General features: G+C 25.1%; 20 protein-coding genes, 1 other RNA gene and 2 pseudogenes. 10 read left to right on the top strand and 13 right to left on the bottom strand.

What is annotated here, in order from left to right:
- Window positions 1-3: 3 nt before the first annotated feature.
- Window positions 4-1,290: a threonine synthase gene (thrC, locus tag BUMPG002_RS00970; RefSeq protein WP_025404219.1), complete on the top strand. Its 1,287-nt coding sequence runs from the start codon at window positions 4-6 to the stop codon at window positions 1,288-1,290.
- 68 nt (window positions 1,291-1,358) lie between these two features.
- Here thrC and ychF read toward each other — a convergent pair whose 3' ends face one another.
- The 3 genes from ychF to BUMPG002_RS00955 form a co-directional block, all read right to left on the bottom strand.
- Window positions 1,359-2,447: a redox-regulated ATPase YchF gene (ychF, locus tag BUMPG002_RS00965; protein WP_025368836.1), complete on the bottom strand. Its 1,089-nt coding sequence runs from the start codon at window positions 2,445-2,447 to the stop codon at window positions 1,359-1,361.
- Between the two features lie 33 nt (window positions 2,448-2,480).
- Window positions 2,481-3,023, bottom strand: a complete 543-nt coding sequence (pth, locus tag BUMPG002_RS00960; RefSeq protein ID WP_044045776.1) for an aminoacyl-tRNA hydrolase — start codon at window positions 3,021-3,023, stop codon at window positions 2,481-2,483.
- 187 nt (window positions 3,024-3,210) lie between these two features.
- The gene (locus tag BUMPG002_RS00955; protein WP_025368834.1) at window positions 3,211-3,822 is read right to left on the bottom strand and encodes a Fe-Mn family superoxide dismutase; all 612 of its coding nucleotides are present in this window, start codon (window positions 3,820-3,822) and stop codon (window positions 3,211-3,213) included.
- A gap of 359 nt (window positions 3,823-4,181) precedes the next feature.
- Between BUMPG002_RS00955 and rnt the strand changes: the two genes are divergently transcribed.
- Window positions 4,182-4,856 carry a ribonuclease T gene (gene rnt / locus BUMPG002_RS00950; protein WP_025368833.1) on the top strand — a complete coding sequence of 225 codons (675 nt, stop codon included), beginning with the start codon at window positions 4,182-4,184 and terminating at the stop codon, window positions 4,854-4,856.
- A 141-nt stretch (window positions 4,857-4,997) separates the two neighbouring features.
- On the opposite strand, the gene grxD is transcribed toward rnt, so the two are convergent.
- On the bottom strand, window positions 4,998-5,324 hold the full coding sequence (grxD, locus tag BUMPG002_RS00945; RefSeq protein ID WP_025368832.1) for a Grx4 family monothiol glutaredoxin: 327 nt from the start codon (window positions 5,322-5,324) through the stop codon (window positions 4,998-5,000).
- 106 nt (window positions 5,325-5,430) lie between these two features.
- On the opposite strand from grxD, the gene ssrA reads away from it, so the two are divergent.
- Window positions 5,431-5,796, top strand: a transfer-messenger RNA (tmRNA) gene (gene ssrA, locus BUMPG002_RS03190).
- Between the two features lie 37 nt (window positions 5,797-5,833).
- Here the strand turns inward: ssrA and BUMPG002_RS00940 are convergent.
- Complete coding sequence (locus tag BUMPG002_RS00940; protein WP_025368831.1) at window positions 5,834-6,139, bottom strand: outer membrane protein assembly factor BamE; 306 nt, start codon at window positions 6,137-6,139, stop codon at window positions 5,834-5,836.
- Window positions 6,140-6,224: 85 nt separating this feature from the next.
- On the bottom strand, window positions 6,225-7,103 hold the full coding sequence (nadK, locus tag BUMPG002_RS00935; RefSeq protein ID WP_025368830.1) for an NAD(+) kinase: 879 nt from the start codon (window positions 7,101-7,103) through the stop codon (window positions 6,225-6,227).
- Window positions 7,104-7,216: 113 nt separating this feature from the next.
- Here nadK and grpE point away from each other — a divergent pair, with 113 nt between their 5' ends.
- Window positions 7,217-7,774, top strand: a complete 558-nt coding sequence (gene grpE / locus BUMPG002_RS00930) for a nucleotide exchange factor GrpE (RefSeq protein WP_025368829.1) — start codon at window positions 7,217-7,219, stop codon at window positions 7,772-7,774.
- 110 nt (window positions 7,775-7,884) lie between these two features.
- Here the strand turns inward: grpE and ung are convergent.
- Window positions 7,885-8,545 (bottom strand): annotated as a pseudogene (gene ung, locus BUMPG002_RS00925) (uracil-DNA glycosylase).
- 101 nt (window positions 8,546-8,646) lie between these two features.
- Between ung and BUMPG002_RS00920 the strand changes: the two are divergent.
- Window positions 8,647-9,240 carry a peroxiredoxin gene (locus BUMPG002_RS00920; RefSeq protein ID WP_025368827.1) on the top strand — a complete coding sequence of 198 codons (594 nt, stop codon included), beginning with the start codon at window positions 8,647-8,649 and terminating at the stop codon, window positions 9,238-9,240.
- A 104-nt stretch (window positions 9,241-9,344) separates the two neighbouring features.
- Here BUMPG002_RS00920 and BUMPG002_RS00915 read toward each other — a convergent pair whose 3' ends face one another.
- Window positions 9,345-10,088, bottom strand: a complete 744-nt coding sequence (locus BUMPG002_RS00915) for a DUF2076 domain-containing protein (protein ID WP_025368826.1) — start codon at window positions 10,086-10,088, stop codon at window positions 9,345-9,347.
- A gap of 267 nt (window positions 10,089-10,355) precedes the next feature.
- Between BUMPG002_RS00915 and gyrA the strand changes: the two genes are divergently transcribed.
- The 4 genes and pseudogenes from gyrA to yfaE all read left to right on the top strand — a co-directional run bounded on the left by gyrA (window position 10,356) and on the right by yfaE (window position 16,657).
- Window positions 10,356-12,845 carry a DNA topoisomerase (ATP-hydrolyzing) subunit A gene (gyrA, locus tag BUMPG002_RS00910; RefSeq protein ID WP_025368825.1) on the top strand — a complete coding sequence of 830 codons (2,490 nt, stop codon included), beginning with the start codon at window positions 10,356-10,358 and terminating at the stop codon, window positions 12,843-12,845.
- Window positions 12,846-12,917: 72 nt separating this feature from the next.
- Window positions 12,918-15,200: a class 1a ribonucleoside-diphosphate reductase subunit alpha gene (nrdA, locus tag BUMPG002_RS00905; protein ID WP_025368824.1), complete on the top strand. Its 2,283-nt coding sequence runs from the start codon at window positions 12,918-12,920 to the stop codon at window positions 15,198-15,200.
- Window positions 15,201-15,262: 62 nt separating this feature from the next.
- Window positions 15,263-16,393: a class Ia ribonucleoside-diphosphate reductase subunit beta gene (gene nrdB, locus BUMPG002_RS00900; protein ID WP_025368823.1), complete on the top strand. Its 1,131-nt coding sequence runs from the start codon at window positions 15,263-15,265 to the stop codon at window positions 16,391-16,393.
- A 1-nt stretch (window position 16,394) separates the two neighbouring features.
- Window positions 16,395-16,657, top strand: a pseudogene (gene yfaE, locus BUMPG002_RS00895) (class I ribonucleotide reductase maintenance protein YfaE).
- A gap of 8 nt (window positions 16,658-16,665) precedes the next feature.
- On the opposite strand, the gene pta reads toward yfaE, so the two are convergent.
- Both pta and BUMPG002_RS00885 read right to left on the bottom strand, forming a co-directional pair.
- Window positions 16,666-18,792 (bottom strand): phosphate acetyltransferase, encoded by a 2,127-nt coding sequence (pta, locus tag BUMPG002_RS00890; RefSeq protein ID WP_025384572.1) that lies wholly within the window; start codon window positions 18,790-18,792, stop codon window positions 16,666-16,668.
- 45 nt (window positions 18,793-18,837) lie between these two features.
- Window positions 18,838-20,052: an acetate kinase gene (locus tag BUMPG002_RS00885; RefSeq protein WP_079172788.1), complete on the bottom strand. Its 1,215-nt coding sequence runs from the start codon at window positions 20,050-20,052 to the stop codon at window positions 18,838-18,840.
- A 96-nt stretch (window positions 20,053-20,148) separates the two neighbouring features.
- Here BUMPG002_RS00885 and nadE point away from each other — a divergent pair, with 96 nt between their 5' ends.
- Window positions 20,149-20,955, top strand: a complete 807-nt coding sequence (gene nadE / locus BUMPG002_RS00880) for an ammonia-dependent NAD(+) synthetase (protein WP_025368820.1) — start codon at window positions 20,149-20,151, stop codon at window positions 20,953-20,955.
- A 14-nt stretch (window positions 20,956-20,969) separates the two neighbouring features.
- On the opposite strand, the gene sirB1 is transcribed toward nadE, so the two are convergent.
- The 3 genes from sirB1 to prfA all read right to left on the bottom strand — a co-directional run bounded on the left by sirB1 (window position 20,970) and on the right by prfA (window position 23,853).
- Window positions 20,970-21,779 carry an invasion regulator SirB1 gene (gene sirB1, locus BUMPG002_RS00875; RefSeq protein WP_025368819.1) on the bottom strand — a complete coding sequence of 270 codons (810 nt, stop codon included), beginning with the start codon at window positions 21,777-21,779 and terminating at the stop codon, window positions 20,970-20,972.
- A gap of 158 nt (window positions 21,780-21,937) precedes the next feature.
- A complete protein-coding gene (gene prmC / locus BUMPG002_RS00870; protein ID WP_025368818.1) occupies window positions 21,938-22,771 on the bottom strand; it encodes a peptide chain release factor N(5)-glutamine methyltransferase in 834 nt (277 codons plus the stop codon).
- Window positions 22,771-23,853: a peptide chain release factor 1 gene (gene prfA / locus BUMPG002_RS00865; protein ID WP_025368817.1), complete on the bottom strand. Its 1,083-nt coding sequence runs from the start codon at window positions 23,851-23,853 to the stop codon at window positions 22,771-22,773. Before prfA ends, prmC begins: the two co-directional genes overlap by 1 nt.
- Window positions 23,854-23,862 lie beyond the last annotated feature (9 nt).

Here is a 23,862-nt window from a genome sequence, read left to right as displayed (position 1 = left end):
AAAATGAAACTTTATAATTTAAAAAATCATAGTGAGCAAGTAGATTTTGCAACAGCTGTAAAATTAGGTTTAGGACAGCAACAAGGTCTTTTTTTTCCTGTAGAATTACCAATTATTACACCTATTCAATTATCAGAAATCTTAGAAATGGATTTTATTACTCGCAGTACTGAAATTCTATCTAAATTTATTTATAATGAAATATCTAAAGAAAAATTATATAAACATGTAAAAAAAGCATTTTCATTTAAACATCCATTAAAAGTAAAAATTAAAAAAAATATAAGTTGTTTTGAACTTTTCCATGGTCCAACATTAGCTTTTAAAGATTTTGGAGCACGGTTTATGGCTCAAATGATATTCTCACTTAATACAAAAAATCAATGTGTTACTATTTTAACTGCAACATCCGGTGATACTGGTGCAGCAGTAGCACATGCTTTTTACGGAATGAAAAATGTTCGAGTAATTATTTTGTATCCAAAAGGAAAAATTAGTGAATTACAAGAAAAATTATTTTGTACTCTAGGTAAAAACATAAAAACAATATCTATTAATGGTAGTTTTGACGATTGTCAAAAACTCGTAAAAGAAGCTTTTAATGATAAAAAACTAAAAGAATCAATTGGATTAAATTCAGCTAATTCCATTAATATTAGTAGGTTACTAGCACAAATATGTTATTATTTTGAAGCTTTTTCTTTAATTTCTGAACAAGAAAGAAAAAAATTAGTAATATCTGTTCCATGTGGTAATTTTGGTAATTTAACTGCAGGATTATTAGCTAAATCTATTGGATTACCAATTAAATCATTTATAGCTTGTACTAATGCTAACGATACAGTTCCTCGATTTCTTAAAAACGGAATATGGCATCCAAAAAAAACTGTATCAACTATCTCAAATGCTATGGATATTAGTCAACCAAATAATTGGACTAGAATTGAAGAATTATTCAATCGAAATAAATGGAATTTAAAAGAACTAAGATTTGGTAGTGTATCAGATGATATAACTGAAGAAACACTTAAAGAATTATTTGAATTAGGCTATGTTTCTGAACCCCATGCGGCAATAGCATATAGGTTGTTAAAAGATCAATTGGCACCAGACGAATTTGGCCTATTTTTAGGTACAGCACATCCGGCTAAATTCAAAAAAACTGTAGAAAAAATATTAAAAAATAATATTCAATTACCAGAAGAATTAAGCGTGAGAATGAATTTACCATTATTGTCTTACAATATTAATCCTGATTTTAATAAGTTAAAAGAATTTTTAGTAAAATAGAAAATATTAGATTAGAGAGGACAGATCATATTTTCCTCTCTAAAAAAATATTAAAAAAAACTACTTTCTTAAATATTGAATAAAAAATGAACAATATCACCATCTTTTATTCGATAACTTTTTCCTTCTGTTCTAAATTTTCCCAATTCCTTAATTTTTACTTCATTTTTATATTTTACAAAATCCACATATTCAATAATTTGTGCTCTAATAAAACCTTTACTAAAATCGCTATGTATTTTATGAGCAGCTTGAAGACTAGTGCTTCCATTAAGAATTTCCCAAGATCGAATTTCTTTTACACCAGCAGTAAAAAATGTAATTAAATTTAATAATTTATAAGCTGTTTGAACAATATTATTTAAAGCCAAACTTTTTATATTAAAAGCCTTCATAAAAGATTGTTGTTCTTTATCATTCATATTAGCTAAATCTAATTCTAAATTTGCAGAAATGGGAATGACTATAGCATCTTCTTTATTAGCTAATTGTTGCAATTCTTTTAAAAAATAATCAGATTCTTTTTCTTCATTAATATTTGCAATATACATTATTGGTTTAAGAGTTAAAAGACGTAAGTCATTAATTATTTTTTTTTCTTCTTCGTTTAAATTCAGAACTTTTAATGTCAAACATTTTTTTAAATGATTCATACATTTTTTTAAAACGTTTATTTTTTTTTCTATCTCATTATTTTTTACTATTGTTTTTTTTTCTAAATATACTAACGTTTTTTCACAAGTATCAAAATCAGATAGAATTAATTCAGTATTTATAATATCTACATCTTTAGCAGGTTGTACCTGGTTATAAATATGAGTAATATTATCATCTTTAAAACAACGTACAACATGTGCTATAGCATGTGCTTCTCGTATGTTATTTAAAAATTGATTACCTAATCCTTCACCTTGAGAAGCTCCTTCTACTAAACCTGCAATATCTATAAATTCTATAAAAGCATGTATTATTTTTTTAGGAGAAATAATTTGAGCTAAGTTATTTAAACGCTGATCAAAGACTGGAACAATTCCTATATTTGGTTTAATCGTACAAAATGGAAAATTAGCAACTGTTGAATTTCCTTTAGTTAAAATATTAAATAAAGTAGATTTTCCAACATTAGGTAATCCTATAATACCACACTTAAAACCCATATTTTATACACCTTAAAAAACAAAAAAATATTTCTATATTATACTGCTTGGTGAAATAATTAACTGAAGAGTTTTATTGATAGATTCTTGAATAGATTTCTGAATTAATATTTTTTCTTTATCACTAGGAACTGATAGTACAAAAGAAGATATTTGATCTTTTTCCATAGGACGACCAATTCCAATTCTAAATCGATAAAAATTAATATTTTGATTAAATATATTAGTAATATTTCTTAATCCATTATGTCCATTATGACCATAACTATATTTTAATTTGACACTACCAGGTTCCAGTTCTAAATCATCATGAACTATTAATATTTCATTTAGATTAATATTATAAAAAGATGCCATTTTAAATACTGATTGACCATTTATATTCATAAATATATTAGGTACTAGTAATCGAATATAATGTGATTCTATAGTTAAAGAAGAAGTGAAACCAAAAAATTTTTTTTCTTCTTTCAAGATTTTAAAAAAACTTTTAGCTAAGGTGTAAATATACCAAGAACCTACATTATGACGTGTATGATGATATTGTATTTTGGGATTAGATAATCCTACTATCATTTTTATGATATTCAATAAAAAACCTTTGATATTAATAATTTTCTAATATATGTATATAATATATTAAAAAACATATAATATAAATATTATATGTTTTCAAAAATATAAAAAAATATATTTAATTAGCTTAAAAATTTTAGAATAAATTCACAATCTTAAACACAGTTAAATTATATAAATACATAAATTATTTTTGTAAACGATTAGAGGCTTCTTCCCAATTAACAACATTCCAAAAAGACTTAATATAATCTAATCGTCTATTTTGATATTTTAAATAATATGCATGTTCCCAAAGATCTAAACCAATAATAGGACATCCAGAAGTATTAGAAATCGATTTTCCCATTAAAGGATTATCCTGATTAATAGTAGACACAATAGATAAAATTCCATTTTGATTAACTAACCAAATCCAACCAGAACCAAAATGATTAAGAGCTACCTCTTCAAATTTTTCTTTAAAAGAATTTACAGTACCAAATTGTTTTTCTATTTCTATTTTTAATTCACCTGTTAAAACTGTACCTAATTTTAAAGTTTTCCAGAAAAAACTATGGTTAAAATGTCCTCCTGCATTATTTCGTAATTCATTTTTATTTTCCAAAACAATTTCATTAAAAATAGACATTAGTTCATCAATAGATAAAGAAGAAAAAATTGTGTTTTTTAAAATAGTATTTGTATTATTAACATAATTTTGATGATGTTTAGTATGATGAATTTTCATGGTTTCTTTATCAAAGAAAGGCTCTAAAGCATCATATGAATAAGTTAAAGACGGAAGAACATAACTCATTTGAATTTCCTTAAAAAGTTATTATAAATTTATAAATAAAGTTTTTATAAAAATATTAAATTAATAATTTAATCTTAAATATTTTTATAAATTATAGTACAATTATTAAGTCTTCAATAATATTTATAACATTTTTAAAACAAGTATCCAAAATTATAATTGTAAAAACATAAGAAAATATTTTTTTATATTAAACATACTATTTTTTCGCATAGATCAATTTTTCTATAAAATATCAATAAAAATAGTTTTTTAAAATATTGATATATTAATTTATTTTTAATATTTTAGAAAATATTAATTTAAAAAAAATAACTATGTCAAACACAAAAAAAGTGTTTTAAAAAAATGAGATTTTGATGTCTAAAATTCCAGAATTCAATTTGTTAAGCGATCGATTTCGTACTTTTTATCCTGTTGTTATAGATATTGAAACTGCAGGCTTTAATGCGAAAACTGATGCAGTATTAGAAATTGCTATAATAACATTAAAAATGGATGAATTAGGATGGTTACATAAAGAAAATACATTACATTTCCATGTAAAACCATTTAAAGGCTCTATAATAAACTCTGATGCAATAGCTTTTAACAAAATTGATCCTTTTAATCCATTACGTGGTGCTATTAGCGAAAAAATAGCAATTGAATCAATATTAGATATGGTTCGAAAAGGAATTAAAATACAAGGATGCAGTCGAGGAATTGTTGTCGCACATAATGCTAATTTCGATCATAATTTTTTAATGGCAGCAATTCAAAGACTAAAAATAAAAAATAATCCTTTTCATCCATTTGTAACATTTGATACAGCAGCATTAAGTGGATTAGTAGTCGGACAAACTGTTTTAGCTAAAGCCTGTAAAGCCATTGGTTTATCATTTGATAATCATCAAGCCCATTCTGCATTATATGATACTTTACAAACTGCTAATCTTTTTTGTGAATTAGTAAATCGTTGGAAACGTTTAGGTGGCTGGCCTTTAAATACAAGAAAAAATAAGATTTTATTTGAATCCAATATTAAAATATAACTATTTTATTTATATTATTAAAAATATTTTTATAAAATAGATATGACATTATCAAAAAAGATTAAAACTTTCTTATTCTTTCCGTAATGTCATATCTAGGACTTCTTGCATATTTTATATATTAGAATTTTCTTAAAAAAATTAAATATTATATTTTTTTACTGTATTGGATATTATTTTTTTTAACTCACCATTTTCTAACATTTCAAGTACAATACTACATCCACCAATTAACTCCCCATCTATCCATATCTGAGGAAATGTAGGCCAATTTGCATATTTTGGTAGTTCAACTCTAATATCTGGATTTTCTAAAATATCTACATAAGCAAATTTTTCTCCACAAGCTGATAAAGCTTGTACTGCTTGCGCAGAAAATCCACAGCTAGGAGCTTCTGGAGTTCCTTTCATATAAATTAAAATAATATTATCTTTTATTTGTTTTTTTATTTTTTGAATGATATTCATATTAATTCCTATTTTAAAAATTGATTCTTCAATACACATAAAATTATAAATTTAAATAATTCATAGACAAATTTATTTATTTTTGTAATACTATTATGCAAAATAAGGGGCTGTTTTTGGATTTGACAAAATTATCAACAAAGTAAAGTGCATGCCGAGGAACGGTTTGCCTCGATAAAAGCCGTAAAATAATAGCTGCAAATAATAAACAACACTACGCTTTAGCAGCTTAAAAAACTGTATAAAGCCCTTTCTTCTCAGCCTCCTCTCTTAGGACGAGAAATAAAGAAAGGTCAAAAAAAGAGAAAAACATGAACATCAAGCTTGACGATGACATGTAAAAATTTTCAAGCTATATACCTAAAATGAGTTTTTACAAATTAGGATATGAATTTAAAAAATAAAAACTAAGCATGTAGGACTTTATGAGAAGAAATTTTGGACGCGGGTTCAAATCCCGCCAGCTCCAAAAAATACATTCGCTATATTTTGTAAAAACATTACTAGCATTACCTAATATTATAACTAAAAACTTGATTATTTTTAAAATACAAACTTAATATTTCTTCTTGAAAAATATTTTTACTTCGTTCAGCATATATATGATAGTGATATACATCATTAAAAGAATCAGAAATAATTGGTATACCAAACATATAAATTATTTGTTTTCTAGTCATTCCAATATAATTCTTATTTAAATACTTTTGATTTAAATGCATTTCTTCTAAAGAAGAATCATATTTCTGTTTTGCTAAATTTGAACAACTAGAAAAAAAAACAGCTATCAATAGTATTATGATATAATTATTCATTATAGTATCCTACTATAGTTTATATAAAAAGTGATTAATTCTTATTTATTTTATTTACTAAAAATATGATTTATATTTGAATTATCTAAAAAAATTTTTTAGACCAGTTTAATTTAGAAGTTAAAGTTTTAAAATAATCATAACTTCTAGGATGGATGAGGTTTAAATGATTATGACTACGGCGAATAAATACACATTCATCTTTTTTAATATTTAAAATAATTTGACTATCACAACTGATTTTCAAATTTTTTTCAATATTAGAAAATTTTAAACAAATTATACTATCACTATCAATTACTAAAGGACGAGCAGATAAAGTATGTGGAAACATCGGGACCAAAACAATAGCATCTAAAGATGTTGCTATAATTGGTCCTCCTGCTGAAAGTGAATAACCAGTAGAACCTGTTGGAGTTGAAACAATTAATCCGTCTGCTCGCTGAGCAAAAGAGAACTTATCATTGATATATACTTCAAATTCTATCATATGAGCCAAATGTTTTGTATGTAAAACTACTTCATTAATAGCTATACTAGAACTGGAAATTGTTTTTTCTTGACAAACCTGTGCATCTAATAAAAACCTATTTTCTAATAAATATTTTCCAGATAAGACTTCTGATAATTTCTGTAATCCGGTATCGGGATTTAAATCAGTAAGGAAACCTAAATTACCACGATTGATACCAATAATTTTAATATCGTAAAATGATAACACACGAGCTGCACATAATAAATTACCATCTCCTCCTATTACCACTGCTAAATCACAAGATTGACCGATTTCTATCAATGTTGCAGTGTTAGCACTATCTAATTTTAATTCTTTAGAAATAGTACGTTCAATAAATACTTTATAACCATTGTTTATTAACCATTTATAAAGTATTTTATGTGTTATTAATGCACTCGCATGACGCGGATGCCCAACAATTCCAATACAAGTGAAATGTTGTTTCATTGCAGAAAAAGTCCTAATAAAAAATAATGTAGATTATAACAGTAAATCATCTTGAAAGATTAATTATAGTCTTTATAATAACTTATTTATTAATATCGAAAATGGTAATATTCATGAACACTGAACAAAAACAATATAATAATGAAAAAGATATAAAACAAATTAATACAGAAGAAAAAATAGACTCTATTACTATGCTTCAACAGAAAGAAATTAACGATTTAACAAGTCAAATCGTACAAAATAAACAAAAAATAGATGATATCGAATTACGTAAATTAGCCAAAATAGAAAATATAAAAAAAAACACTAAAGAACAAATAAAAAAAAGAAATAATATCGAAAAAGAAATATTTTTAAAAAAAATAATTCCAGCAATCGATGCTTTAGAAGATATTTTATCATTATCTAATACATTAAATATAAAAGATAAACCATTAATAAAAGGAATTGAATTAACTCTAAATTCTTTATTCAATATTTTATTAAAACTAGGAGTAAAAATGGAAGGTACAAAAAACGACATTTTTAACTCTGAAATTCATGATATTATTGAAACTAAATCATCTGAAAAGATATCAGATAATCACATTATTTCTGTTCACAAAAAAGGATTAATTTTTAATAAAATATTATTGAGAAAAGCAACGGTAACTATTTCTAAAAAATAATTTTTTCAATAATATGATTAATATCGTATTACTTTCAATGATTTTAAGTTTCAATAATATTTTTATATAATAATAAAATAGAAAAAATTATCAAAGTTTTTTCTATTTTTTTAAATTAAAAACCAATCAATTGGTTTTTTTTTATTATCGGATAATATCTTATTCGTTAAAGAAAAATGTTTACAACCAAAAAATCCTCTATGTGCGGATAAAGGAGATGGATGAGGGGATTTTAAAATATAATGATTATTTATATTAATTAAGTGTCTTTTTTTTTGCGCGTCTTTTCCCCATAATAAAAAAACAACAGATTTTCTATATGAGCTAATAATAGAAATTACCTTGTCAGTAAAAATATGCCATCCTATAGAACTATGTGATTTTGGTTTTCCTGATTCAACTGTCAAAATAGTATTTAATAAAAAAACTCCTTGAGTTGCCCAATTTTGAAGACAACCATGATTAAAAATATGTTTTTTTTTAAAATCACTATTCAACTCTTTATATATATTTTTTAAAGAAGGTGGTATAGTAGAATTCTTAGGAACAGAAAATGATAATCCATGTGCTTGATCTTGAGAAAAATATGGATCTTGTCCTAAAATAACAACTTTAATATCATTTAAATTAGTTAAAAGAAAAGCATTAAATATATACTTTTGATCTGGATAAATTATTTTTTTTAAACGTTGTTGCTTAATAAATTTAATCATATCAATAAAATATTTTTTTTTTTTCTTCAGACAAAACATCTTTCCAAGACAATACTATATTCATATTATTTTCCCATTTTTTTAAAAATTTATATAACAATTATTTATTTTTAAAAATTTATTTACTTGTTTATTAAGAATAAAATTATAGGAGAAAAAATGGTTTTAGTCACACAAAATGCACCAAATTTTATAGCACCGACAGTTTTATCAAATAATGAGATCATAGAAAAATTTGATTTCAAAAAATATTGTGATGGTCAAACAGTGGTGCTCTTCTTTTGGCCTATGGATTTTACTTTTGTATGTCCATCTGAAATTATAGAATTTAATAAACTTTATAACGATTTTAAAAAAAGAAACGTTAAAATTGTAGGTGTTTCTATTGATAGTGTTTTTGTTCATCAAGCATGGCAAAAAACATTACCTAAAAATGGCGGAATTGGTCAGATAAATTTTCCCATGGTATCCGATATTAAACATAACATTCAAAAATCTTACGGTATAGAACATCCGACACTAGGTGTAGCACTAAGAGCTTCATTTTTAATTGATTCTAATTGGATTATTCGTCATCAAGTTGTAAATGATCTTCCATTTGGACGTAATATACAGGAAATGATAAGAATGGTAGATTCTTTAGAGTTTCATAATAAATATGGAGAAGTATGTCCTGCAAATTGGGAAAAAGGCAAGAAAGGCATGCAAGCATCTTCAGAAGGAGTTGCTGAATATCTGAGTAATTATTCTTAAAAAAAAGTTAAAGTCAGCAAAAAAAAATTTATGCTGGCTTTATTTTTAATTAGATTTTATTAAAAAAAATTTAAACTATTCATAATAATAATACAGTAATAATTTTAAATAAAATTGTCATCATTAATATCACCATCATCTAAATTATCTATATTGTGTACTTCATCATTAGTATGATGGATAACATCCAGATTTGATTGACTAGTGTTAATATCTGATTCTTTTTCTTCATAATTAACTAAATTATTATGATAGCTACTACTATTCGGTAAATGTTCATCTGTATGATGATCTAAAGAAGATTTATTAATTGTATCAAACGTTTCTTCTTCTGATTTAGAATGATTAAAAACATTCATTAACATGTTACCTAAAATCATACCACCTGCAACACCTGTAGCTGTTTGTAATGCATTGCTCAGAAATCCACTATTTTTTGAAACTGTTGGTATAGTTTGTGTCATTGGAGAAGTAGAAAATGTTGCATGAGAATTAGATGTTGGTGAAATATTTTCTTTATTTTTCCATATATTATTATCAGGAGATATGGTTTCATTAATAGGATTTTTTTTGAAAAAACTTGATAAAAAACTTGGTTTTTTATTTGATTCTTCTTTATTTAAAATTTCAATTTTTTTCTTTAATTCTTCAATTTTTAGGCTCATTTTTTTTATATGTGTTTCTTGAACTAATATAGTTTGAGCCATATAATAAGAAGAAGCAGGTTGTCTCTTCACTAATTCTTGAATTAATTCATCGGCTGAATGATCTCTTCCAGAACAATTTAATTCAGCATTTTTTAGACGATTAAATAGGTTTTCTATTAAATTTTTTTCTTCATCTTTCATATCAGATCTCATTTTAAAATCAAATTAACAAACTAATATATCTGTAATTATAAACTATCTATTTTTTAGAAAACTAAAATTATAATTATTTTTATAATAATACTTTCATTTCAAATAAACAATATAAAAAAATAATTTTTATACTGCAATTAATTTTATATAATTATATATCAGATAAGAATCATTGTCTTTCGATCCATCTAATAATTTAATTATGTTATACTTTTCTACTTAATTTACATTTTTAATTGAAGAGATAATAGTTCTATGAAAGACTCTGAACGAGAAATCATACAGGTTAATATTGAAGAAGAGTTAAAAAGCTCTTACTTAGATTATGCTATGTCTGTCATAGTTGGCCGAGCTTTACCTGATGTTCGAGACGGTTTAAAACCTGTTCATCGAAGAATACTTTTTGCAATGCATATATTAAATAATAATTGGAATAAAGCATATAAAAAATCTGCTCGAATAGTAGGTGACGTTATCGGAAAATATCATCCACATGGCGATTCAGCGGTATATGATGCCATTGTTCGTATGGCCCAAAAATTTTCATTACGTTATATGCTTATAGATGGTCAAGGAAATTTTGGTTCAGTAGATGGAGATTCAGCTGCTGCAATGCGATATACAGAAATTCGTATGTCTAAAATAGCTCATGAACTCCTAACCGATTTAGAAAAAAATACTGTAGAATTTTTACCTAATTATGACGGTACTGAAAATATTCCGGAAATACTTCCAGCAAGAATACCGAATCTATTAATTAATGGATCATCAGGTATAGCTGTAGGTATGGCAACAAATATACCGCCTCATAATTTGCATGAAGTAATCGATGGATGCTTAGCATATATTAATAATAATAATATTACATTAGAAGAATTAATTAAATATATTCCAGGACCAGATTTTCCAACAGCTGGTATCATTAATGGAAAAGAAGGAATTGAAGAAGCTTATCGGACAGGAAAAGGTAAAATTTATATTCGAGCACGTTATACTATTGAAAAAAACCAAAGAAATAAAAAAGAATCTATTATATTTGATGAAATACCTTATCAAGTCAATAAAGCACGTTTAATTGAAAAAATAGCAGAATTAGTTAAAGATAAAAGAATTGATGGAATTACTGCTTTACGTGATGAATCTGATCAAGACGGCATGAGAATTGTTATCGAAATTAAAAAAGAATCAATTTCTGAAATAATTTTAAATCAATTATATTCTTTAACTCAATTACAAATTTCTTTTGGTATTAATATGGTTGCTTTATGCCAAGGACAACCAAAAACTTTATCTTTAAAAGAAATATTAAAAAATTTCATTTCTCATAGACAAGAAATAATCGTAAGACGCAGTTTGTTTGAATTAAAAAAAACATGTAATCGTCTCCATATTCTTGAAGCAATGAATATTGCTTTAATAAATATTAATTTAATAATTAAAATAATAAAAAACTCAAAAAACTTAACAGATGCTAAATTATTCATCCAACAACAAAACTGGATATCTCAAAATCAAAACCAATATAATATTCTTCAAGAAAAAAATAACAATCAATATTATTTTACTGAACAACAAGTGCAAGCTATTTTAGATTTACGTTTACATAAATTAACTAATTTAGAACAAAAAAAAATTATTTTAGAATATGATGATTTAATTAAGAAAAAAGAAGAATTAAAAAATATTCTTGAAAATCCAAATAGTATGTTTGATGTTATTAAAGAAGAATTAATATCTATAAAAAATATTTTTAGTGATAAAAGACGCACAGAAATAACTGAAAATCATGAAAACATAAACATTGAAGATTTAATTAATCAAGAAGATGTTGTAGTAACACTTTCGCATTCAGGATATGTAAAATATCAACCTCTATCTGATTATAATGCTCAAAGACGTGGAGGAAAAGGTAAATCAGCTGCAAAAACTAAAGAAGAAGATTTTATAGAAAGTTTAGTAATAGCTAATACACATGATACTATCTTATGTTTTTCTAGTCGAGGCATTTTATATTGGATGAAAGTTTATCAATTACCAGAATCTAGTAGACATGCGAGAGGTAGACCTATAGTAAATTTATTACCTTTAAGTTCAAAAGAAAGAATAACAGCTATATTGCCAGTGCATGAATATAAAGACAATCTTAATATTTTCATGGCTACTGCTCATGGAATAGTAAAAAAAAGTTCATTAAGTCAATTTAAAAAACCAAGATTATCAGGTATTATTGCTATTAATTTACACATAAACGATGAATTAATCGGAGTATCTTTAACAAATGGCAGTAATAATATTATGTTGTTTACTCAAAATGGTAAAGTAGTTCAATTTTTAGAACAAAGTGTTCGAACTATGGGAAGAACAGCATCCGGAGTAAAAGGTATTAAAGTTAAAAAGAATGATAAAGTTGTTTCTTTAATTGTCCCTAAAAATAAAGGTAGTATTTTAATAGCAACAAAAAATGGTTATGGAAAACGCACGAAAATTACTGATTTTCCTATAAAATCACGAGCAACACAAGGTGTTATTTCAATAAAAATAACTAAAAAAAACGGACATATTATTGGAGCAATACAAGTTTTAGAAAAGAATCAAATTATGATGATTACTAATGCAGGAACACTCGTAAGAATTAGAGTTTCTGAAGTCGGAATTCTAGGAAGAAATACACAAGGAGTTATATTAATAAGAACAGCAAAAAATGAACAAGTTGTTGCTTTACAAAAAATAGTAGAACCGATATAGAAAATACAATCAAAAAATTATTAAAATATAAAAATATATTTTATGTATTCTTTAGAAGAAGTTAAATAAAATATGAAAAACAGATTGTTTGTTACTAAACGTAATGGAAAAAAAGAAAAAATTAATTTAGATAAAATTCACAAAGTATTAAATTGGGCAGCAGAAGGTCTTGATGACGTATCTGTATCTCAAGTTGAATTATGTTCAAGAATTCAGTTTTATAATAATATTACTACTGTTAATATTCATGAAACTATAATTAAAGCTGCAGCCGATCTAATTTCACCAGATACACCAGATTATCAATATATGGCAGCAAGATTAGCTATATTCCATCTTAGAAAAAAAGCTTATGGTCAATTTGAGCCTCCTTGTTTGTATGAACATGTAAAAAAAATGGTTCTTTTAGGTAAATATGATAAAAATTTATTAAAATATTACTCTTATGAAGAATATTTAGAAATGAATGCTTTTATTAATCATTGGCGCGATATGAACTTTTCATATGCAGCGGTAAAACAATTAGAAGGAAAATATTTGATACAAAACCGCATAAGTGGGAAAATATATGAAAGCGCCCAATTTTTATATGTTCTAATATCTGCGTGCTTATTTTCTAAATATCCCAAAAATATTAGAATGAATTACGTTCAGCGTTTTTATAATGCCATTTCAACTTTCAAAATTTCTTTACCGACACCAATTATGTCTGGAGTTAGAACTCCTACTCGACAATTTAGCTCATGTGTTTTAATTGAATGTGATGATAATCTAGATTCTATTAACGCTACTACTAGTTCTATTGTAAAATATGTTTCTCAACGAGCAGGAATTGGTATTAATGCTGGAAAAATTCGTGCAGTAGGTAGTCCTATTAGAAATGGCGAAGCATTTCATACTGGTTGTATTCCTTTTTATAAACATTTTCAAAGTGCTGTAAAATCCTGTTCTCAAGGAGGAGTTAGAGGTGGAGCGGCAACTATATTTTATCCAATATGGCATTTTGAAATTGAAAGTTTATTAGTTTTAAAAAATAATAGGGGCATTGAAGAAAATAGAGTACGTCACGTTGATTATGCAGTACAAATTAATAAATTGATGTATCAAAGATTATTATCAGGAAAAAAAATTACATTATTTAGCCCGTCTGATGTTCCTAACTTATATAAATATTTTTTTTCTAATCAAGAAAAATTTGAAGAAAAATATATTCAATATGAAAAAAATAAAAATATACGGAAAAAAAGTATAAAAGCATTAGATTTATTTTCGTTAATCATGCAAGAAAGAACATCTACAGGACGTATTTATATACAAAATGTAGATCATTGTAATTCACATAGTGCATTTAATCCTAAATTATCTCCAATAAGACAATCTAATTTATGCTTAGAAATTACTTTACCCACTAAATCTTTAAATAATATTGATGATAAAAAAGGAGAAATTGCACTTTGTACATTATCTGCTTTTAATTTAGGAACTATTAATAATCTAACAGATTTTAAAGAATTATCTGTATTATCAGTTCGTGCACTTGATGAAATATTAGAATATCAAAATTATCCAATATTAGCAGCTAAAGAATCAGCTATTTCTAGACGTTCTTTGGGTATTGGTGTAATCAATTTTGCATATTACCTAGCTAAAAATAACGTACGCTATTCAGATGGTAGTGCAAAAAACTTAACACATAGAACTTTTGAAGCCATGCAATATTATTTATTACAAGCCTCTTGTGATTTAGCAAAAGAAAAAGGAGCATGTTCTTTATTTAATCACACTAATTATTATTTAGGTAAATTACCTATAGATACATACAAAAAAGACATTGATAAAATATGCGATGAACCATTGCATTTAGATTGGAATATATTGCGTTCTAAAATTAAAAAACATGGATTAAGAAACTCAACATTATCTGCACTTATGCCTTCAGAAACATCCTCTCAAATATCTAATGCAACTAATGGAATTGAACCACCAAGAGGTTTTATTAGTATTAAAGTATCAAAAGATGGAATATTACGTCAAGTAGTTCCAGACTATAAAAAATTAAAATTACAATATGAATTACTTTGGAATATACCAAATAATACTGGATATTTAGAACTAGCTGGTATTATGCAAAAATTTATTGATCAATCTATTTCAGTAAATACACATTATGATCCAAAAAGATTTTTCAATGACAAAATTCCTATGAAACAACTTCTCTATGATCTACTCTTATCATATAAACTAGGTTTAAAAACATTATATTATCAAAACACTCGAGATGGTTCTAAAGAAAATCAAAATAACATTTCCGACACAACAGAAGAAATATGTGAAAGTGGTTCATGCGTTATATAAAAATCAGAAAATATATTTTTAATATCAAAAAAAATATTTAATTAAATATTAGGTGAAAAAAAATGTCTTATACAATTTTTTCGAAAAAAAAAAATAATCAACTAAAGGAACCTATGTTTTTTGGACAACCTGTCAATATTGCCCGATATGATCAGCAAAAATATAATATTTTTGAAAAATTAATTGAAAAACAACTCTCTTTTTTTTGGAGACCTGAAGAAATAGATCTCTCTCGAGATAGAATAGATTTTCAAAATTTACCTGAACATGAAAAACATATTTTTCTTAGTAATTTAAAATATCAAACATTATTAGACTCTATTCAAGGAAGAAGTCCTAACATTGCTTTTCTACCAATTATTTCTATTCCGGAATTAGAAACCTGGATTGAAACATGGTCTTTTTCGGAAACTATTCACTCACGTTCTTATACTCATATTATTAGAAATATTGTTAATTCTCCATCTTTAATATTTGATGATATTATTTCCAATAAACATATTAACGATCGAGCTAAAAATATTTGCATATACTATGACGAATTAATAAAAATTACTAGTTATTGGCATTTATTCGGTGAAGGTATACATTTGGTAAAAGGAAAAAATATTAACATTACTTTAAGTTTGCTTAAAAAAAAATTATACCTATGCTTAATAAGTGTTAATGTATTAGAAGCAATTAGATTTTATGTTAGTTTTGCATGTTCATTCGCTTTTGCAGAAAGAGAATTAATGGAAGGTAATGCAAAAATTATAAGATTAATAGCAAGAGATGAAGCATTGCATCTTACAGGAACACAACATATTTTGAATCTTTTAAGAGATGTGAAAAACAATGAAGAAATGTATCAAACATCTATAGAATGTAAAGAAGAAGCCATGAATATATTCATACTAGCAGCAGAACAAGAAAAAAAGTGGGCTAAATATTTATTTCAAGATGGATCAATGCTTGGACTCAATAAAGATATACTTTGTCAATATATCGAATATATTACTAATATTCGTATGTATGCAATAGGTTTAAAAATGCCTTTTGAAAAACAATCTAATCCTATTCCTTGGATTAATTCTTGGTTAACTTCAGATTACGTCCAGACTGCTCCACAAGAGACAGAAATTAGCTCATATTTAGTAGGACAAATTGATTCAGAAGTATCTGATAATGAATTTAAAAAATTTAAATTATAATATGAATTATTCTATCATTGAAATTACAAATATAAAAAAAAAATTATATACAGAAAAAATATTTCATTATTATTGACTTTAGAACTAAATAATATAGATATGCAATATCAATGTCGATCTGGTTATTGTGGAATGTGTCGTATTGAATTAATAAAAGGACAAATAAAATATGAAATAAAACAGCCTATGGCTGCTTTATTTAAAAAACAAGATATTTTTCCATGTTGTTGCCAACCTAATGGAAATATCATCATTAAAATTTAATAAAATTCTCAAGATTGAAGAGATGTTAACGCAATAGTATAAACTATATCGTCTATCGATGCTCCTCGAGATAAATCGTTTACTGGTTTTCTTAAACCTTGTAATATAGGACCAATAGAAAGTAGATTAGCAGATCTTTGAACTGCTTTATAAGCTATATTACCAGAATTTAAATCAGGAAAAATAAATATAGTTGCAGCACCTAAAATAGGTGAATATGGTGCTTTTAATTTAGCAACAGTTTCTGAAACTGCAGCATCATATTGAATAGGACCATCAATAATTAAATCAGGTCTTTTATTTTGAACAATAGAAGTAGCTTTTCTGACTTTTTCTACTTGATATCCAGAACCTGAGTAACCAGTAGAATAAGATAACATAGCGATGCGTGGTTCTATTCCAAAAATTTTTGATGAATCTGCAGATTGAATAGCAATTTCTGCTAATTCTTCTGCAGTAGGACTGACATTAATTGCGCAATCAGCATAAATTAAAACTTCATTAGGTAATAACATAAAAAAAATAGACGATACTAATGAATTTTTCAAATGAGTTTTAATAAGTTGTAATGCTGGACGTATAGTATTAGCTGTAGTATTTATTGATCCAGAAACTAATCCATCGACTTTATTTGATTCCAAAATTAAAGTAGCTAATACGATATTTTCTTCTAATTTTTTTTTCGCATAACTTTCATTCATACCTTTTTCTTTACGAAGCTCAACTAAACGAGAAACATATTGATTTCTAACTAAAACAGGATTTATTATTTCAGTATTTTTACTTAAGTCAATTCCTTTATCACTTGCAATATTATAAATTTTTTTTGAATCTCCTAATAATACACAATCAGCAATATTTTCTTTTTGACATATAGAAACAGCTTGTAATATTCTAGTTTCATATGATTCTGGCAAAATAATACGTTTTTTTATTTTTCTTGATAAAAATTTTAAATGATAACAAAATTCTTTTGGAGAATATTGCATGTAATTATTATTTTTTTTTCGTGGAATCATTATAGAATTATAACAAAAAAAACTAGTAATATATTTTTGTAGTTTTGTGATGTATATTTTGTCTTTTATATTGATATTAAAATTAAAATCTAATAGTTGAGATAATATCTCAATAGTATTTTTTTTTGTAAAAGCAATAGAAATTTTTTTTTCTATGAAAATCTGACAGATAGATATGATATGTTTTTTTGATTTTAATGTTTCTGTCACTATAATACCGCTAATTTTATTACTATTAACATTTGAATAAAGCATTTTGATTAATAAATTAATACGATTAAATGAAACTATTATTAAAGTATTAACATATTTTTTATTTGACATATTCAGACAAAATTCATCAAATATAATTATTTTCTTTATAATAACAGTTTTATTTTTTAGTGAACGCAAAAATTGTATTTCTAAAAAATTATAAATATCTATTGTCTGTATCTTTATAAGATTTTTATTCCAAGGAATAAATGCTAAAATTAAGGAAAAAATATCTTTAAATCCTTCTTTTCTAATAAATAATTCTTTTTTTGTTCTTTTTATTTTTTTTAATAAAGCTAATTTTTTTGTAAAATGATATTTTTTTTCTATAAAAGGAGAATAAACATTATTAAATATCACACCTAAAATATTTTTATATCTTTGTTTTTTTAAAAATAATTTAATTTTTTGTTCTTTATCTTTAATAGTTTTGAAAGAATTATTTTTTAAATTTGCTATCAATACTACTTCTGCACTTAAATTTTGCGCAATATCATAATTGATTTCTTTAGAATATATACTGTGATTATAATTGATACCTTCAATTAAAATAAACTCATATAGAATCTTTTCATAATGACATTTTTCAATTACTTCATTTAGTAAAGAACAATATTCAGAAGATAGAAAAAAACTTTTAGAAAAATCTATACCATGTAATATATTTACAAATTTAGAAAAATATTTATTAATAATTAATTTTGTATCGTCTAACAAATCATTAATACAAGAAAAATATAAAATAGATTTATCAAATTTATTTTTACATTTATGTTTATTAAGAAAAGAAATCATACTTAAACTAATTGTAGTTAAAGCGACATCTTGATCAATTGGAATTAACATTATTATACGTGACATAATTGTCCTTATTATGTTAAATTAACATTAATAATGCACTCAAAATTACTTTTTATTTATAATCTGTAAAGTTTCTTCAGCTATTGCTAACTCTTCATCCGTTAAAATCACAAATACTGGATAAGAATCAGATTTACTAATTAATCCTGATTTTCCCTTAATAACAGATAAATTAAGTTCAGTATCAATTTTAAAACCTAATAAAGATAATTTAGAAAGAGTAATTTCTCTTATTAAAGGTACATTTTCACCGATACCCCCTGTAAAAATCAAAGCATCTAAACGATTTTCCATTAAGGTTATATAAGCAGCAATATACTTAGATAATCGATGACAAAAAATATCAACAGATCTTGTCGCTTTTTTGTCAAAATTATAATTTTTTTCAAAATAACGAAAATCACTACTGATTCCACTTAAACCTAATAATCCTGATTTTTTAGTTAAAATTAATTCAATTTCATCAACACTCATATGAAGTTTTTTATTCATAAAAAAAATAATTGAAGGATCTATATCTCCACTTCTTGTACCCATGACTAATCCTTCTAAAGGAGTTAATCCCATAGAAGTATCGACACATATCCCATTACAAATAGCAGAAATAGATGCACCATTACCTAAATGACATGTTATAATATTTAAGTTATCAAAAGGCTTATTTAAAATAATCGAAGTTTTTCGAGCTACATAGAAATGACTAGTACCATGTGCACCATAACGTCTAATACCATGTTCTTTATAAAAATTATATGGAATTGCATATAAAAAAGATGTTTCAGGAAGATTTTGATAAAACGAGGTATCAAAAACTGCTACATTTTTTTTTGATAATTTTGGATACTTTTCTAAAGTTGTTTGAATACCAATTAAATTTACTGGATTATGTAATGGTGCAAAAGAAAATGCATCTTGAATATATTGAATAATTTTGTTATCGATTAAAACTGATTTTTTTATTTTAGCACCTCCATGGACAACTCTATGACCAATACCTATTAAATTTTTTAAAATATCTTTTTTTTCTAATAAAATTTGATCTATAATAAAATTTACAGCATCTTTATGATTAATACTTACATTAATTGTTTTATTATATTTTAATCCTAAATACTGCCATGTTATATATGCTTTTGGTAAAAATAAACATTCTACTAGACCCGATAAATATTTTTTTTTATTATCTGGATCTAATACTGCAAATTTTACAGAAGAACTACCACAATTTAATACAAAAATTAAATTTTTCAATGTTTTTATCCATTTTTTAAAAATGTATTCTTTAAAATATTAACTTATAAAAATAAGTTATTAAATATATTGAAATTTAAAATTACTAAAAAAATCAGGAAAAATATGAGTCTTCAAAAAAAAATTATTAGATTACTAGGAGTTAAACCAGTAATTAACAGTGAATTAGAAATTAAAAATTGCATCGATTTTTTAAAAAAATATTTACTTGACCATCTTTATATAAAATCTTTAATAGTTGGTATTAGTGGAGGACAAGACTCTACATTAACTGGTAAATTATGTCAAATAGCTATTGATGAATTAAGAACAGAAACACAAGATATGACTTATCAATTTATTGCATTGCGCCTACCTTACGGAATTCAACATGATGAAAAAGATTGTAAAGATGTTATTAAATTTATAAATCCAAATCTTGTACTCAATATAAATATAAAAAAAGCAGTTTTAAGTAGTGAAAAATCTTTGAAAAAATCAGGTATTATTATTTCAGATTATATAAAAGGAAACGAAAAAGCTAGAGAGAGAATGAAAGTACAGTATAGTATTGCTGCAGTAAAAAAGGGTCTTGTAGTAGGAACAGGACATGCATCAGAAACTATTACTGGATTTTTCACAAAATATGGAGATAATGGAACAGATATCAATCCTATTGCAAAATTAAATAAGCGACAAGGCAAAATGTTATTAAAAAAGTTAAATTGTCCTGCACATTTATATCTTAAAAAACCTACTGCAGATCTTGAAGAAAAATATCCACAACAAGAAGACGAATCTATTTTAGGTGTGACATATGATACAATTGATTCTTATTTAGAAGGAAAAAAAATAGATATCGTTAACAAAAAAATCATTGAAAAATTATATTTAAATACGGTACATAAACGTAATCCTCCAATTACACAATAAATAAAAAATTATTTTTAATGTAATATAACTTTTTTCTGTTCAATAGAATGAATTTGTATTTTAATAATTTCACTAATAGGATCCTCGGGACAATGTTCTACAAAATAAATTAAATCTGTTAAAGCAACATGATTACATTCTAATTGTGCATATATTAAACCTCTATCACGAATTTCATATGGATTATTAGGATCAATTTGCAATAATAAATTTGTAACATTTAATGCTAATTCCATTTTTTTTTCTTCCATTAATGCAGATTTCAGTATATCTAGCATCTTACGAATAACAGTAATAGACTCAGCTTTATATAAATCATTTTCATACAATTCTGCTGTTGGGCTAATATTACCTTTTAACCATACTTCTAGTGTATGTTTGTCTAAAATATCTCCATTAAAGGGATTTATTAGCCATTTTTTTTTATTAATCCAATCAGCTCTTAAAATTAGTTGTGTTGGAAATACAACAGGATTTAAAGGCAATTTTAATTCTTGAGCAATATGTAATAACACAATACCTAAAGATACTGCAGTACCTTGACGCGTTTTTAGGACATTATCAATCCATAGCGCATCTGAAAGTTTATAAACTCCACTGGCACCACCAAAATTCCAATGAATATAAAATAATTCCAACAATTTCTCTAATTGTCGATTTGGCTCATATTCAGATGATATATAAGATTCAGCTTCTTGTATTCTATTATTTAATTCAGATAAAACAGAATTTGTAGGGAAATCTTCTCGAATTATTTGAGAAGCCGTAATAATAGATTCAAAAAGTGATAATTTAGAAAAATCAATATTAGAAAGAGATTTCATATTATTAGCAATATTAATATTTTTTAAATAATTAAAAGTTTAAATGATAATGAGTGATTATAAGATTAATATATTTTATATTAATATATAACCTTGTTTTATTGTTTTATTGTTTTTCATACAACAAATTTTTTAAAATTTTTTTAACAAAGTAGTTTTTATTCAATATTTTTACCGATTGTCACACGATCATTACCTCCATAATCTTGATAAGATTGTATTTCACAGAAATCATATTTTTTAAATAAACGCTGTACTTTTGTTTTTTGTTTCCATCCATGCTCTATTAATAACCAACCTTTAACAAATAGGTAATGTTTTGCTTGTTTTATAATATTTTCAATATCTGATAATCCATTGTTATCTGATAGTAAAGCATCAAATGGTTCAAAAAAAATATCTTGTGAAAGCAATTTAATTTCTTTTTTACTAACATATGGTGGATTACTAACGATAATATCAAATTTTTTATTTATATGCGAAAACCAATTACTAAAAAAAAAGAAAACATTTTTTATGTTTAATTTAAGAGCATTCATTTCAGCAATTTTGAGAGCTTTTTTTGATTTATCGATACCAATCACAATAGAATCAGAATAAACACTTGCTAGAGCTAAAGCAATAGCTCCACATCCAGTTCCTAAATCAAGAATTTTAGCATTAGACTTATTTTTAATTTTATATACTGCTTGTTCTACTAAAATTTCTGTATCAGGTCTTGGAATAAGAGTATCATATGAAACACGTAAAGACAAAGACCAAAATTCTTTTTCTCTTATTATATAAGCTATAGGTTCTCCTAAAGATCTACGATAAATTAAATAATTTAAATATTGATACTGTTTTTTACTTAATTGAATATTATCAGAAGTTATAATAAAAGTACGATCATATTGTGAAACATAACTTAAAAAAAATTCAGCTTCATATCTAGGGTTATCAACATTAGATAATTTTTTAATAGCTTTGTTTAACCAATTTAAAATATTCATTATTCTGATTTAGATAAAGAAGAAAGCATATCTGCTTGATATTCTCTAATTATTGGTTCAATTAATAAATCTAACTTTCCTTGTAATACTTCATCTAGTTTATATATAGTTAGATGAATTCTATGATCTGTAATTCTATTCTGGGCAAAATTATATGTTCTATTTCTATCTGAACGTTCACCACTTCCTAATAAAAGTCGTCTCATGGAAGCATTTTTTTCATGATCTTTTTCTAACTTAGCAGAATAAACACGAGCCGATAAAATAGATAAAGCTTTTGCTTTATTTTTATGTTGTGATCTCTCATCTTGACATTCAACTACATGTCCAGTAGGAACATGAGTAATTCGAATAGCAGAATCAGTAGTATTAACATGTTGTCCTCCAGCACCAGAAGAACGAAAAGTATCAATTTTTAAATCAGATAAATTAATTTCTTCTTTTTCGGTTTTTGGAGTTACAGGCATAATAGCAACAGTACAAGTAGATGTATGAATTCGTCCTTGTGATTCTGTTTCTGGAACTCTTTGCACACGATGCCCACCAGATTCAAATTTTAAACGACCACAAACACCTTTACCTGTAATTTTTGCTATTATTTCTTTAAATCCTCCTTTTTCACCTTCACTGGTATGCATTACTTCTACTTTCCATGAATAAGATTCAGAATATCTTGTATACATTCTAAATAGTTCACCGGCAAAAATACAAGATTCGTCTCCTCCTGTTGCAGATCTTATTTCAATAAAGCAACTATTTTTATCATTAGGATCTTCAGGTAGTAATAATTGATAAATCTTTTCTTCTAATTTTTTCTTTTTTTTATTAAATAAACATAATTCTTCTTGTGCTATATCCTGCATTTCTACATCTTGGAATAAAGAACGAATATTTTTTATATCAATTTCTAATTCTTCCCATTTTATAAAATATTTCATAATATCAGAAAGTTTTAAATATTCTTGAGATAAAATTTTTAATTGTTCTCGATTTGAAAAAATGTTTTTTTGAGTCAGCAAAATTTCAATTTCTTGATACCGATTTCGTAAAGATTGTAATTTATTAAAAATAGAATTATTCATAAAATTTTT

The sequence above is a fragment of the Buchnera aphidicola str. G002 (Myzus persicae) genome (assembly GCF_000521565.1).
Taxonomy (GTDB): Bacteria; Pseudomonadota; Gammaproteobacteria; order Enterobacterales; family Enterobacteriaceae; genus Buchnera; species Buchnera aphidicola_C.
This window is presented reverse-complemented; position numbering and strand designations above follow the sequence as displayed.

Excerpts from the sequence above, each read along its gene's own strand:
- thrC (WP_025404219.1), top strand. The coding sequence starts at position 4 with ATGAAACTTTATAATTTAAAAAATCATAGTGAGCAAGTAGATTTTGCA.
- ychF (WP_025368836.1), bottom strand. The coding sequence starts at position 2,447 with ATGGGTTTTAAGTGTGGTATTATAGGATTACCTAATGTTGGAAAATCT.
- pth (WP_044045776.1), bottom strand. The coding sequence starts at position 3,023 with ATGATAGTAGGATTATCTAATCCCAAAATACAATATCATCATACACGT.
- BUMPG002_RS00955 (WP_025368834.1), bottom strand. The coding sequence starts at position 3,822 with ATGAGTTATGTTCTTCCGTCTTTAACTTATTCATATGATGCTTTAGAG.
- rnt (WP_025368833.1), top strand. The coding sequence starts at position 4,182 with ATGTCTAAAATTCCAGAATTCAATTTGTTAAGCGATCGATTTCGTACT.
- grxD (WP_025368832.1), bottom strand. The coding sequence starts at position 5,324 with ATGAATATCATTCAAAAAATAAAAAAACAAATAAAAGATAATATTATT.
- BUMPG002_RS00940 (WP_025368831.1), bottom strand. The coding sequence starts at position 6,139 with ATGAATAATTATATCATAATACTATTGATAGCTGTTTTTTTTTCTAGT.
- nadK (WP_025368830.1), bottom strand. The coding sequence starts at position 7,103 with ATGAAACAACATTTCACTTGTATTGGAATTGTTGGGCATCCGCGTCAT.
- grpE (WP_025368829.1), top strand. The coding sequence starts at position 7,217 with ATGAACACTGAACAAAAACAATATAATAATGAAAAAGATATAAAACAA.
- BUMPG002_RS00920 (WP_025368827.1), top strand. The coding sequence starts at position 8,647 with ATGGTTTTAGTCACACAAAATGCACCAAATTTTATAGCACCGACAGTT.
- BUMPG002_RS00915 (WP_025368826.1), bottom strand. The coding sequence starts at position 10,088 with ATGAAAGATGAAGAAAAAAATTTAATAGAAAACCTATTTAATCGTCTA.
- gyrA (WP_025368825.1), top strand. The coding sequence starts at position 10,356 with ATGAAAGACTCTGAACGAGAAATCATACAGGTTAATATTGAAGAAGAG.
- nrdA (WP_025368824.1), top strand. The coding sequence starts at position 12,918 with ATGAAAAACAGATTGTTTGTTACTAAACGTAATGGAAAAAAAGAAAAA.
- nrdB (WP_025368823.1), top strand. The coding sequence starts at position 15,263 with ATGTCTTATACAATTTTTTCGAAAAAAAAAAATAATCAACTAAAGGAA.
- pta (WP_025384572.1), bottom strand. The coding sequence starts at position 18,792 with ATGTCACGTATAATAATGTTAATTCCAATTGATCAAGATGTCGCTTTA.
- nadE (WP_025368820.1), top strand. The coding sequence starts at position 20,149 with ATGAGTCTTCAAAAAAAAATTATTAGATTACTAGGAGTTAAACCAGTA.
- sirB1 (WP_025368819.1), bottom strand. The coding sequence starts at position 21,779 with ATGAAATCTCTTTCTAATATTGATTTTTCTAAATTATCACTTTTTGAA.
- prmC (WP_025368818.1), bottom strand. The coding sequence starts at position 22,771 with ATGAATATTTTAAATTGGTTAAACAAAGCTATTAAAAAATTATCTAAT.
- prfA (WP_025368817.1), bottom strand. The coding sequence starts at position 23,853 with ATGAATAATTCTATTTTTAATAAATTACAATCTTTACGAAATCGGTAT.